General features: G+C 41.3%; 13 protein-coding genes and 1 pseudogene. 2 read left to right on the forward strand and 12 right to left on the reverse strand.

Annotated features, from left to right (window positions below; all coding sequences use genetic code 11):
• Positions 1 to 78: 78 nt before the first annotated feature.
• Positions 79 to 1104 carry an acyl-CoA reductase gene (locus AC1DQW_RS20420; RefSeq protein WP_477455753.1) on the reverse strand — a complete coding sequence of 342 codons (1026 nt, stop codon included), beginning with the start codon at positions 1102 to 1104 and terminating at the stop codon, positions 79 to 81.
• 101 nt (positions 1105 to 1205) lie between these two features.
• Between AC1DQW_RS20420 and AC1DQW_RS20425 the strand changes: the two genes are divergently transcribed.
• Both AC1DQW_RS20425 and AC1DQW_RS20430 read left to right on the forward strand, forming a co-directional pair.
• Positions 1206 to 1559, forward strand: coding sequence for a 4Fe-4S dicluster domain-containing protein (locus AC1DQW_RS20425; protein ID WP_295716369.1), 354 nt, complete (start codon positions 1206 to 1208; stop codon positions 1557 to 1559).
• A gap of 194 nt (positions 1560 to 1753) precedes the next feature.
• Positions 1754 to 2515, forward strand: coding sequence for a C40 family peptidase (locus AC1DQW_RS20430; protein ID WP_477455754.1), 762 nt, complete (start codon positions 1754 to 1756; stop codon positions 2513 to 2515).
• 15 nt (positions 2516 to 2530) lie between these two features.
• On the opposite strand, the gene AC1DQW_RS20435 is transcribed toward AC1DQW_RS20430, so the two are convergent.
• The 11 genes and pseudogenes from AC1DQW_RS20435 to hisD all read right to left on the reverse strand — a co-directional run bounded on the left by AC1DQW_RS20435 (position 2531) and on the right by hisD (position 12882).
• On the reverse strand, positions 2531 to 3433 hold the full coding sequence (locus AC1DQW_RS20435; RefSeq protein ID WP_477455755.1) for a WD40 repeat domain-containing protein: 903 nt from the start codon (positions 3431 to 3433) through the stop codon (positions 2531 to 2533).
• Positions 3434 to 3553: 120 nt separating this feature from the next.
• Positions 3554 to 4405, reverse strand: coding sequence for a class A beta-lactamase, subclass A2 (gene bla, locus AC1DQW_RS20440; protein ID WP_477455756.1), 852 nt, complete (start codon positions 4403 to 4405; stop codon positions 3554 to 3556).
• A 90-nt stretch (positions 4406 to 4495) separates the two neighbouring features.
• Positions 4496 to 5083, reverse strand: coding sequence for a bifunctional phosphoribosyl-AMP cyclohydrolase/phosphoribosyl-ATP diphosphatase HisIE (hisIE, locus tag AC1DQW_RS20445; protein ID WP_477455757.1), 588 nt, complete (start codon positions 5081 to 5083; stop codon positions 4496 to 4498).
• Between the two features lie 203 nt (positions 5084 to 5286).
• A complete protein-coding gene (hisF, locus tag AC1DQW_RS20450) occupies positions 5287 to 6054 on the reverse strand; it encodes an imidazole glycerol phosphate synthase subunit HisF (protein ID WP_477455774.1) in 768 nt (255 codons plus the stop codon).
• A gap of 24 nt (positions 6055 to 6078) precedes the next feature.
• Positions 6079 to 6423: pseudogene (locus AC1DQW_RS20455) on the reverse strand (endonuclease domain-containing protein); the annotation flags it as partial.
• Positions 6424 to 6460: 37 nt separating this feature from the next.
• Positions 6461 to 7210, reverse strand: coding sequence for a 1-(5-phosphoribosyl)-5-[(5-phosphoribosylamino)methylideneamino]imidazole-4-carboxamide isomerase (locus AC1DQW_RS20460; RefSeq protein WP_477418130.1), 750 nt, complete (start codon positions 7208 to 7210; stop codon positions 6461 to 6463).
• A gap of 5 nt (positions 7211 to 7215) precedes the next feature.
• Entirely contained in the window at positions 7216 to 7884 is a 669-nt protein-coding gene (hisH, locus tag AC1DQW_RS20465; protein WP_477455758.1) for an imidazole glycerol phosphate synthase subunit HisH, read from the reverse strand.
• Between the two features lie 42 nt (positions 7885 to 7926).
• The gene (hisB, locus tag AC1DQW_RS20470; RefSeq protein WP_477455759.1) at positions 7927 to 9069 is read right to left on the reverse strand and encodes a bifunctional histidinol-phosphatase/imidazoleglycerol-phosphate dehydratase HisB; all 1143 of its coding nucleotides are present in this window, start codon (positions 9067 to 9069) and stop codon (positions 7927 to 7929) included.
• On the reverse strand, positions 9062 to 10357 hold the full coding sequence (locus AC1DQW_RS20475) for a hypothetical protein (RefSeq protein WP_477455760.1): 1296 nt from the start codon (positions 10355 to 10357) through the stop codon (positions 9062 to 9064). The genes hisB and AC1DQW_RS20475 overlap by 8 nt, the downstream gene beginning before the upstream one ends.
• 4 nt (positions 10358 to 10361) lie before the next feature.
• The gene (gene hisC / locus AC1DQW_RS20480) at positions 10362 to 11420 is read right to left on the reverse strand and encodes a histidinol-phosphate transaminase (RefSeq protein WP_477455775.1); all 1059 of its coding nucleotides are present in this window, start codon (positions 11418 to 11420) and stop codon (positions 10362 to 10364) included.
• A 175-nt stretch (positions 11421 to 11595) separates the two neighbouring features.
• Complete coding sequence (gene hisD / locus AC1DQW_RS20485) at positions 11596 to 12882, reverse strand: histidinol dehydrogenase (protein ID WP_477455761.1); 1287 nt, start codon at positions 12880 to 12882, stop codon at positions 11596 to 11598.
• Between the last annotated feature and the right edge of the window lie 68 nt (positions 12883 to 12950).

Below are 12950 nucleotides of genomic sequence, written 5' to 3' on the forward strand. Positions count from 1 at the left end.
TTTTATTTGATGATACACAATGTACCTTTCGCCTTTTACCTTTATCCTTTCACCCCGAAACCCAAAGGTATTGTAATTTTAAAGATTTGACAAAAATTCCATTGTATCAATCCCATCGGCATAATCCCATAACGCGGGTTGCTGGCTTTGCCCAAATTCAACTACCTGGCTGTTTACATTTATAGGGGCAGTGGTAACAATACATTGTATGTTTTCGGCTTGTTGATCCAATGTTTGTTGTGCCAGTGCCAGGTTGTCATAATAACTAAAATACAGCACTGCCAGCGGCGAAGCTATCCTGTCATCTTCCTTAAGCATTAAAAAGCCATTATCCAGGTGCTTATTGCTGTTAACAAGATAAATTGATTTGTTGTAATCGTAATTGTTGTTGTATTTATGGTGATGGATGATGGCCTTATGATCTTCTATCGACTCAAAAAAGAAATTGAAATTATAATCCCGGGGCACCAATAGCTTGCTTACATTGCGGCAACCCAAACCATAATAATCAAAAATATCATGACCAAGGTTAAATAATTGTTCTGCCGTTTCATTTCCGGTAATTAATGCAATACTGTTCCGGTTTTTGCGGATGATGTTGGGCACTTTGCCAAAGTAATAATCAAAGTACCGCGAGCTGTTGTTGCTGCCGGTGGCAATAATGGCATCAAAATCGGCCAGCCTTTCCACAAAACTAAATTGATTGGCAAAGCTATCGTCAATATCAACTAATTTTTGCAAAATAACCTTTATCAGGCGGGCATCCTGCGATGAAGCCTTAATGAGGGCGTGATTGCCGGATGCCAGCACACAGAGCACGTCATGAAAACCCACCAATGGGATATTGCCTGCCAAAATAAGCCCAACTTTTTTGCCAGGAGCTTCATTTTTGGAGGGATATTTAGATAACCAGGTTTCCAAATCGGCTTCATTCAGCATTTTACCGATGGACGTTACGGCTTGCAAAACACTTTCGGGCGTGAACCAGGCGTTGTGGAAACGCTCGTTTTCAATAATAGCCATTAGTTGTGCGTTGGGCTCAATTAGCTGCTTTCCTAAGGTTGAAAATGAGTTTATGGAATTTTTTATGTTAGATTTTGACATATTTATGGTAAGGATTTAAACCCTTAAAGCCTTTTTTTGTTATATTTGTGCGCTTGTAAATTACGGGCAAAGTTAATTGAGATTATTATATATTTAGAAATATGGCGATTAAAATCACCGATGAATGCATAAACTGCGGAGCTTGCGAACCGGAGTGCCCAAATAATGCTATTTATGATGCAGGTGCGGCGTGGCGTTTTAGCGATGGCACCGGTCTTAAAGGAGTTATTGATTTTGGAGATGGCAATACTTTAAATGCTGAGGAAACCCAGGCTGCCTTGTCAGACGAGATATATTATATAGTACCCGATAAATGTACTGAGTGTGTAGGTTTTCATGATGAACCGCAATGTGCCGCTGTATGCCCGGTTGATTGCTGTGTTGATGATGAAGACATCCGCGAAAGCAAGGAAGAGCTGTTAGCCAAAAAAGATTGGCTGCACATGAACGAATAATATATTTTTATAAAAGTATTTAAGGGGAACAGCTTGCTGGTTCCCTTTTTTTATGCTTCATTTAATATTTTTAATATATTAGCTCAATAGTATTCATTTTAGTTGCAGAGCCCCCTGACTAAAATTAACCAATTATCATATTGTAATTATCTTAGCGATTATAACGTATTGCTAATTTTACTTTTATCTAAACTATGGAATACGGTATTTGTAACCTCGCTGTTATACCGCTTCGCGCCGAACCTGACGACAGGAGCGAGCAGGTATCGCAGGTTTTGTTTGGCGAGACATTTGAAATTACAGAGTGGACGGAACGATGGGTTAAGATCATCACATCTACTGATGATTATATTGGCTGGATAGGCCGGTTGCAGTTTGCTATGCTGGGCCATATTGCTTATCAAGGCTTAAAAAATGTGCAGCCACCTTTAACTTACCGGGCCGTAACACAAGCCTGGAAAATTGTTGATAATTCTGTTATTTACCTGCCGGCTGGTAGCTCGCTTGCTTTTTTAGAAGGTACAACCTGCAAAATTGGAGGTGATAAATTTGAGATCATTGGCGAAATAGGAGAGAGAGAAGATATTGCAACTACAGCAAAATTTTTTTTAAATGCTCCCTATTTGTGGGGCGGCCGTACCCATTTCGGCATTGATTGTTCCGGCTACACGCAAGTGGTATTTAAGCTGAATAAAATAAAGATCAGGCGTGATGCCAGTCAGCAGGCAGAAGAAGGTATTAAAGTTAACAGCCTGAAAGAGGCGACCCTGGGCGACCTGGCCTTTTTTAATAACCCCGAGGGAAAAATTACCCACGTTGGCATACTGCTTGGCAGCGAGCATATTATTCATGCATCGGGCAAGGTTAAAATTGATGAGATTGATGATGACGGGATTTATTCGGTTGGGTTAAAAAGGCACACCCACAAATTGCATAGCATTAAAAGATTTTTTTAGCAAAACCTGGCAGTATTATATTGTTATATTCCAGACCATAATATTTTTATCATCACTTACCGATATAAGCTGATCGCCGTTCCATGCCAGTTTATTTACCGAGAGGGGATGACTTGCATAGCCTTTTTCGCGGCTGATGATCTTGTAAAGTTTAAAATCATCCGATCCCCATATTTTGATGCTTTTATCCATGCTGGCCGTGGCAAAATAGGGTTGGGTAGGGTGGTAGAGGATATGATTTACCGCGAATAAATGTGCAGGAATGTTTTTTATAAGCTGATAAGTTGCAGTATCCCAGATTTTTACCTGTGCATCGCGGCCTCCCGAAACAAGATGGATTCCATCAACACTATAAGTTAAAGAAAAAACCGACATGGTGTGTCCATGCAGCGCTTTTATCAGTGTATAATCCTCCAGGTCGTAAATCTTAACCTGGTTATCGCGGCAACCAAATGCTACCTGTTTTTCGTCGGGCGAAATGGCTATGCAACGCACTGTATCGGCAGATACTTGGAAGCTGTGTACTATTTCTAACGTATCAAGGTTCCAAACGGATACTGTGCCATCTTCTGAGGCTATTAGCAGTTCTTTTTTATGACCGACAGACTTGATGTCAAAAATTGGCTTAAGGTGCTGCCTGAACGATTTAATCACCTTTTGTTCGATAAAATCAAATACCAAAACCTCGCCGCTACGTAAACCTGCAAACAGTAAGGGATAACCGGCCGGACAATGAATGGCATAAATAGAAGCCTGAACCGGGAACATCACCTTAATGAATGAATTGCTCTTCAAACTCCATTCTACCAGCCCTTTGTCGTTCCCGCCGGTAAACAGTATGCCTGGTTTTTGTGATAACTCAAGTGCGAAAATTGGGTTACCATGCCCGGTTAGTTCAGCTATTTTTTCTGCAATCATGTTTTAGTATCAAGTTTGAGTATCATGTATCAAGACTGATTTATGGGTGATACCTGGTTTTTGACAAAAGTAGGGTTTTTGAGATGATCCTTTAATTACAGTCTATCACTTAAAAGTAATCTATTTAACCGCCTCATCGTAAGCAGCTCTTGCAATACGGGCTATTACCAATTCGCGGGTTTTAAGATCAACAGGGGAGTTGGTAACTAATATGGTTATGGCCAGGTGCTTACCATTTGGCAAAGTAATAATGCCTGTATCGTTAGTAGCCGCGGTAATCCCTTGTTCATTAGTACCCGAGCGCCCGGTTTTATGGTAAACAACCGTGCCTACAGGTAACAATCCTTTGATCTGGTTAGGCCCGGTAGTTGTTTCCTGCATGATCTTCCAGAGGTAGGCATGGCTTTTCGCCGAAAGGAAATTTGATTTAAATGCCATTTGTAACAAACGGGTAAGCTCCGTAGCCTCAACCCAATTGGTAAACTGCACATCCCAGGCTTGCGCCATCTCGTATTCCGTTGCTTTTATCGAGAATTTTTTAATGCCAAGCTGGTGCATGTAAGTATTCACCTTATCAGTTCCGCCTAAAATTTTAAGCAGTTTATCGCAGGCTACATTATCACTTAATGATACCATATAGCTTAATAGTTCCCTAATGGATATATATACATTTGCGCCCGGATATTTATCCTGCAGGGGGCTATAGGTTTTAAACAGGTCACTTTTATCAAGATGGATCAGCTGATCTAAAGCGATTTTTTTCTTATCAATCTCGTGCAAAACGGTGATAGCAATAGGGAACTTCATTACACTTTGCATCGGCTGGTGCACGTATCCGTTATAAGTTAAAGTATCATGTGTTTCCAGGTTCAATATCGAAACACCAACAATGCCTTTAGTATCCCTTGCAATTTCAGCTATCTTGTTTCTTAATGAGCCCGACTGTGCATCAACCTTAAAAGGAAAAATCAAACAAAAAAGCAAAATATAAAAACAAGCAGCCCTGAACATGAATTCCCCCTAATGACTAATGACTAATGACTAATGACTAATGACTAATGACTATTTATGCCTGTTCTCCAGGTTTTTAGCAATCGTCTGCAGCGTTAACCCTTTTTCCCGAAGTAATACCAACAGGTGAAAAACAAGATCGGAAGACTCGTTTATTAAATCAGTTTCGGTTTCGGCTAAAGCAGCTATAACAGTTTCAACACCTTCTTCACCAACCTTTTGCGCTATTTTGTTGAGACCTTTATTGCGGAGTTTATTAACGTATGATCCTTCTACCGGGTTTTCGTACCTATCGGCAATAATGCTTTCCAGCTCCAGTATAAAGTTTTGATTGTATTCAGTTTGGAAACAGCTGCGCGAGCCGGTATGGCAGGTTGGTCCGTCGGCTTTAACCTTAATGAGCAGGGTATCGTTATCGCAATCAATGCTGATGTTTTTTACATGCAGAAAGTTGCTGCTGGTTTCGCCTTTGGTCCACAGGCGGTTTTTCGAGCGCGAAAAAAAGGTAACTATATTTTCCCTAACGGTTTTATCATAAGCCTCCTGGTTCATATAACCCAGCATCAGCACCTCTAAAGTTTGCTCATCCTGTATAATAACCGGCACTAATCCGTCTGTTTTGCTAAAATCTATATTCATATTTGTTGTTCTGGTTCCTGTTGCGGGTTGCCAGGTTCGTTTATCTGGCTCGTGTTTCCGGTTGCCAGGTTCGTGTTTTATTACTCAAATTCTCCTTTTTAGAGCAGGGGCCGTGTTAGCCAGGGTGGAGCGCTCTTATCCCCACAGGCAGCCTTACCTCCGCAACTCACATCTTGCACCCCGTAACCCGACCCCGCAACCACCTATATCCTCACTTCTATATTATTACTCTTCAACACCGCCTTCAAATCCGGTATTAATATCTCGCCATAGTGAAATACCGAAGCTGCTAACGCTGCATCAACATTTGTTTTTTCAAATACATCAACAAAATGCTGTACCGATCCGGCGCCACCTGAAGCAATTACCGGGATGTGCACTGCATCGTTCACAATCTTCAATAATTTATTGTCAAAGCCTGCTTTAGTGCCATCGTGATCCATAGACGTAAGTAATATCTCGCCTGCGCCACGATTTTCAGCTTCCAATATCCACTCCAATGTTTCGCGTTCCGTAGGTAAACGTCCTCCATTCAGGTGAACTATGTTTTTATTACCAATACTGCGTGTATCCACCGCAATCACCACAAACTGAACACCAAATGCTTTGGCCAGTTCATCGATAAGGGCAGGGTTACGTACCGCGGCCGAGTTGATAGATATTTTATCAGCACCGGCGTTTAACAATGCATCGGCATCGGCAATTTCATTGATACCACCGCCTATTGTAAATGGTATATTAATTTGCCTGGCAACAGCTTTTACCAGTTCGACCATGGTTTTGCGGCGTTCAACCGTAGCTGTAATATCCAGGAAAACCAGTTCGTCGGCTCCCTGGCGCGAGTAGTTCCAGGCCAGTTCAACCGGGTCGCCTGCATCGCGCAGGTCAACAAAGTTAACACCTTTTACTGTACGACCGTCCTTAACGTCAAGGCAAGGGATAATTCGTTTACTTAGCCCCCCCCGCCCCATGAAGGGGGTGCTGATTTGCGTGGTTATTTGTTCCAATACTTTATTTAAGTTGTTGAATACTTCATTATTTGTGAAGCGTAATACTTTGAGTCCATCAAATTCTAAGTTATTTTGTCTTTCAACATCGTTTCGGGCAATATCTGGAAGTAGATGAATGTCGCCATCTAACTCTATGACTAACTTATGTTTATGGCAATAAAAGTCGGCTATATAAATACCTAAAGGATGTTGTCTTCTGAATTTGAAACCTAATTGATTGTTTTTCAAATGCCCCCATAGTAATTCTTCCGCCCCGGTCATCCTATAACGAAGAGCTTCTGCATTTCTAAAAATCGGAGCGCCCGCACCCAAAAACATCCGTTTTTTCATATGCAACTATGGTTCCCCCTTTAGGGGGTTAGGGGGCTTATATGGAAATGAGTGACTCCAAATTCCAGTTCTTTACATCTTCAATAGTGATATGTCCCTCATAAATGGCTTTACCTACTACAACCGATTCTACTTTTAATCGGTTTAGTTTTTCGACATCATTCATAGAACTTACACCGCCCGAGGCGATCAGTTTAATGAACGGTGAATGGTCAAGCAGTTTTTCGTACAGATCGATACCAGCGCCGCCAAGTTTGCCATCTTTGTTAATGTCGGTACATAAAAAACGGAAAAAGCCCAGGGCAAGGCATTTATCAACGTAGTCCTTCAGCTTAATTGGCGAGCTTTCCATCCAGCCGGAGTATTTAATTACTTCATCCAGTACGTCGATGGCGATAACTACCTGGTCAGAACACTTATCCCGGCCACAGATGGATTTACCCAGTTCGGGCAAAAAATCCGGATTGGTAAGTGCCTGGGTACCAACAATAATACGGTGGATACCGGCATCTATCAATTCTTTTACTTTATCGATACTGCGGATTCCTCCGCCATACTGCACTTTCATGTCGGTTTTACGGATCACATCAAACAGGTATTGCTGATTGCTGAAATCGTTTTTGGCGCCATTCAAATCAATGATATGAATGAAGTTGGTGCCGTTGCTCTGGTAGCGCTCAATCATTTCCTCGAGCGTTACGTCATATTCTGTTACCTGTTGGTAATCACCCTCACGTAGTCGTACTACTTTTTTATTCAGAATATCAATAGCAGGAATTATATACATGTCTTTTATAATTTTGAAAAGTTTGTTAATAATGTTTCACCATACACGCCCGATTTTTCGGGATGAAATTGTACGCCATAAAAGTTATCCCGCCAAATTGATGCCGAGAATTCGTTATTATAATTGGCCGACAATAAAGTGTAAGTTTCATCATACTCAATAAAGTATGAATGTACAAAGTAAAAATGTGAACCTGACGGTATATTTTTAAATAATGGGTTTTCTTTTTCGGGGAATACCTGGTTCCAGCCGGTATGCGGAACTTTATATAAGTTGCTATCCTTAAACCTTAAAGTTTTAATTGGAAAGATATCCAACAGGTTTGAATCTCCCTCCTCAGAATGAGAAGTGAGCAACTGCATGCCCACACAAATTCCAAGCGTCGGCTTTTTTAACGCCTTAATAGTTGGAACCAGGCCCGTTGATTCCAGCTTTTTCATAGCCGCACCGGCATGCCCAACACCCGGAATAATATAACGATCATATAGGGCAAAATCCTCTTCGCTATTAATCATACCATAAGGAATGCCCAAACGCTCAAGCGCTACTGTAAGGGAAAAAATATTTCCGGCTCCGTATCTTATTATACCTATGCCCCCCCCGCCCCCTGAAGGGGGAGCTTTTGATGGGGCAGGTTCAACTACCTCCGTATAATTTTGTGTTATTTCATCCATGCTTTTTCAACTCTTGTTCCCCCTTCAGGGGGTTAGGGGGCTTTACAATAAGCCCTTAGTGCTTGGTAAAACCATCTTATTTACATCACGCTTTACCGCCATTTTTATTGCCTTGGCAAAGGCTTTAAATATAGCTTCAATTTTGTGATGTTCGTTTTGTCCTTCGGCTTTTATATTTAAATTACATTTTGCCGCATCGCTAAATGATTTAAAAAAATGATAAAACATTTCGGTCGGCATTTCGCCTATCTTTTCTCTTTTAAACTCTGCATCCCAAACTATCCAGTTGCGGCCGCCAAAATCAATGGCTGCCTGTGCCAGGCAATCATCCATCGGCAGGCAAAAACCATAGCGTTCTATACCCATTTTATTACCCAAAGCTGTAGCAAAAATCTCGCCTAACGCAATACCGGTATCTTCAATGGTATGGTGTTCGTCGATATGCAGGTCGCCGTTGGCAATAATTTCAAGGTCGATACTGCCGTGACGGGCAATCTGGTCGAGCATGTGATCAAAGAAATGCAAACCGGTAGAAACCTTAGCTTCGCCTGTACCATCCAGGTTTATTTTAATGTAAATGTCGGTTTCTTTTGTACTGCGACGGTGCGCTATTACCCGTTCGCCCAGTTTTAAAAACTCGTAGATCTTTTGCCAGTCGGTAGTTTCAAGTACAATGGTATCGCCTATATGGTCTTCTTCGGTAAACTCTCCGCCACCTAATCCCGAGTGATTATTTAGCCAGATGGCTTTTGCACCCAGGTTTTTGGCCAGCAGCACATCATTTTTCCTGTCGCCTATGGTAAATGATCCTTTCAAATCATATTTTTCTGTATCAAGATATTGTGTAAGCAAGCCGGTTTTAGGCTTGCGTGTGGGGGCGTTATCTGCAGGGAAGGTACGATCGATACAAATGTTTGAAAACTTTACACCCTCGCCTTCAAATGTTTTAAGGATAAGGTTATGCACCGGCCAAAAAGTATCTTCAGGATAAACGGCGGTGCCTAAACCATCCTGGTTGGTTACCATTACCAGCTCAAAATCAAGCTCTTTTGCTATTTTGGGCAAGTAAGTTAACGCGCCGGGATAAAAAGTAAGCTTTTCGAAGGAATCGATTTGCTCATCCGGCGTTTCGTTAATCATGGTGCCATCACGATCAACAAAGAGTATTTTTTTTGATTTATCCATTTAAGATATCTTTTATATTGAATTCCATACTTCGGACCTTGTTTTTTAAATAAACATCAGCAGCAATTGAATTGCTGGATTTAACTTTAATTTGGCTGCCGCTTAGCGTGATCTTCTGTAGCCAAAGGTATATTTGGGAGTTTTCTGCTTTACCGATTTGTATTTTTTTTGATTTGTTTGAGATTTTATCCAATACAGTGAAATAAATGGGGCTTTCTTCTTCCATACTCCGCGAAAAGTAACTGACCTTTAATCTATATTTTTTATTTTCAATTACGTCGTGTTCTAATTCTGTATCAAGCCCTTTTTGTTTGATTTCTTGAATAGTGCTTTCAATAATCTCGTCGTCGAGTTTGTCGATGTGAGCTATATCTCTTAAACCATTCACAATAAGGTCAAAAACAGTTTCTTGTTTTTCGGCTTCGCTTTGCGCTAAATAATTGTCATAATCTATTATTGAAAGCCCATTTATATACCAATGATTATAAGTAAATGACCGTTCCAGGCATACATCCATAGTTTTGCAAATTTGGATGTATAAGTGATGGTACACTGGGCATAACAAGTTTTTCTTCTTTAAGATGTTCAAAAATATTTCGCAGTATTGATAAGCATAAGGGTAGAGTGCTTTTGTTCCCAAATCGAAATCATACACCCTAAAATCTCTAATTCTTTTGTCTTTTACCTTATCTAATTTTGATCTCTCATCTCTTAAATCAATCGCGCGTTTTAAAGTATCAGCTTTTAATTTTATTGAAAATTTAATATTTTCCACTTCAAGAAAATTGCTGCTAATTTGGCTTTTTAATAGAGTTAATATGTTTTTAAATGCGTCAAAATCAAAAAAGTCATCTTTTTTTAATTTTGATTTAACGATTGACCCGGCCTCAAGGTATTTGTCAATTAAAATATGGGCTAATTCAATTTCGGATAAGTTTCTATATTGTTCGTCAACCTCAAACTGATGTTTATATTTTTTCTGATCTGGCATATCTATATGCTCAGAAAACTCAAAAGCTTTTAAATTAACATCAATCTTTTTATATCGTCTGTTTACAAAGGAAGATGGAAGGGTTTCGAACACTTTTTTAAAGTCATTCTCAATTCCAGCTACCCCTGGCAATACATATAATGGTGGATAAAAAATTGTCAACCAAAATTCATCGAACGAAGATATGAACCCCGAACTATCCAATCTGTTTTGGATGATTGCAACGAGATTTTTGAGGTTTCCGTTTAGTCCTCCTCCATATCGTCCAGCTGTACTTGGCATCAAATAAATCTTCATTCAATTAATCTAATGAGCGGCTAAGATTTTGTAAGGTATCCAATAATATGGTGTTTTCTTCGGGCGTACCTACAGTAATGCGTAAGCTGCCCTCGCACAGTTCAATTTTGGAGCGGTTGCGCACAATGATACCTTTGGCCACCAGGAAATTATAGATCCCGTTGGCATCCGTAGTTTTAACCAGGATAAAATTAGCATCAGACGGATAAATATCTAACACAAAATCAAAGTCTTTTAAAGCAAGTACCAGCCTGTCGCGCTGGGTAAGGGTTTCCTTTATCCAGGCGTTCACCTGTGCTACATTACCCAAAGCCTCTAAAGCGAGTTGTTGTGATGACTCGTTGACGTTATAAGGCGGCTTAACTTTATTCATTACCTCGATGATCTCCTCGCTGGCAAAAGCCATGCCTACACGTAAGCCGGCCAGTCCCCATGCTTTGGAAAGGGTTTGCATCACTACAAGGTTAGCATACTCGGTAAGTTCCTGTATGAAAGTTTTTTGGCGACTGAAATTGATATAAGCTTCATCAACCACCACAATACCGTTAAAGTTGGCCAGCAGAGTTTCCACATCCTCCCGGTTGATGGAATTGCCTGTTGGGTTATTTGGAGAACAAATGAATATCAGCTTGGTATGCTCATCAATGGCTTCGGCAATGCCTTCTAAATTAAGCTGGTATTCGGGCGTAAGGTTAACTTTTCGGGCCTCAATATCGTTGATGTTGGCCGATACCTCGTACATGCCATAAGTAGGAGGCACCAGGATCACGTTGTCGACACCTGGGTTGCAAAAGCTGCGGAAAAGGATATCAATAGCCTCATCGCTGCCGTTGCCTATAAATATGTTGCGTGGCGGTACGCCTTTAATTTCGCTCAGGCGCATTTTTACCTTGTACTGCAATGGATCCGGATACCGGTTAAATTGTTGATCCAACGGCGAACCATAAGCATTTTCGTTTGCATCCAAAAAAACACTTGCCTCTCCCTGGTATTCGTCCCGTGCGGAGGAATAGGGGACAAGGCGTTTGATATTTTCGCGTAGTATATTATTGATATTGTACATTACTTTTTTAATCTTTCTCGATAAACGAATTTTTTCTGACCCGCTGATTGCTTTGTGCCTATCCATGACAAGTTGGAGAATCCCGGACTTACGAAGTTTTTAAAACTGCTAAGTCTTTCGCCGATTTGTCATTCCCTCTTCAGAGTTCCCGGATTTTAGCTCTCTCAATGACGATTTAATCATTGCTTCTGATTGAAATCGCGTTCCTATGCGCGTGTAACCCTTCCATCTCGGCCAAAATTTCAACGGTAGGGCCAATGTTGCTGATCCCTTCCCGGGTAATATGCTGGAATGTGATCTTTTTAACAAATGAATCCACAGATACACCTGAGTAAGCCCTTGCATAGCTGCTGGTAGGCAGTGTATGGTTGGTTCCTGATGCATAATCGCCTGCACTTTCCGGAGTTAAATTACCCAGGAAAACCGAACCGGCATTGATAATGCTCCCTGTGATCTGCTCCCAGCTATGGGTAGCCAAAATCAAATGCTCGGGTGCATACCGGTTACTAAAGTCCATTGCTTCGGCAAGGCTGGATGTAACCACGATGTACGAGTTATCCAGTGCTAACCCTGCAATTTCGGCACGCGGTAAAATAGGTAATTGTTTCTCTATTTCTGCCAATACCGCCTCTGCAATGGCCGTCGATGTACAAACTAAAACAGATTGGCTATCAATACCATGCTCGGCCTGTGCCAACAGATCGGCAGCTATATAGGCCGGGATGGCGGTACTATCAGCAATAACCAAAACTTCTGATGGGCCGGCCGGCATATCAATAGCGGTTGTGGTTGTTGATTGAATGATGGTTTTGGCCTTGGTTACAAACTGGTTACCCGGACCGAAGATTTTATCAACTTTACTTATACTTTGGGTACCATATGCCATTGCCGCAATAGCCTGCGAACCACCGGCCAGGTAAATCTTATCGATGCCCAATAATAAAGCTACATAAGCTATAAATGCATTTACCTTACCACTTTTTTGTGGTGGCGAGCAAACCACAATTTCATGGCAACCGGCAATACGGGCCGGAATGCCCAGCATTAAAAACGTACTCGGCAAAACGGCCGAGCCGCCTGGAATATACAGACCAACTTTTTCAATCGGCCTTAACTCGCGCCAGCAGGTTACCCCGGGCATGGTTTCTACCTTGTCCTCGGTTTTTAACTGCGTTTGGTGAAATTTATAGATGTTACTATAAGCAGTTTCAAGGGCAGCCTTTTGTTGGGCGGTTATGGCTGTTGCAAGTTCTTCCAGTTCGGCTTTATCCAGGTAAAGCTTGCTAAGTTCAACTTTGTCAAACTTTTGGGCATAATCAATTAAGGCCCTATCGCCATGTTGCTGAACGTTGGCTATCACTTCCTCAACAACAGCGCGGATCTCATTAGCCGGGTCAACATTACGCTGAACCAGTTGCTGAATATCGCTTGCAGTAAGTTCTGAATAATTGTATGTCTTCATAAGCCCCCTTTAAATCTCCCCTGGTAGGGGAGACTTTTTGATTTTTCTTAATTAACCAGTATAATTTA

It is taken from the genome of Mucilaginibacter sp. P5_A4 (assembly GCF_056400605.1).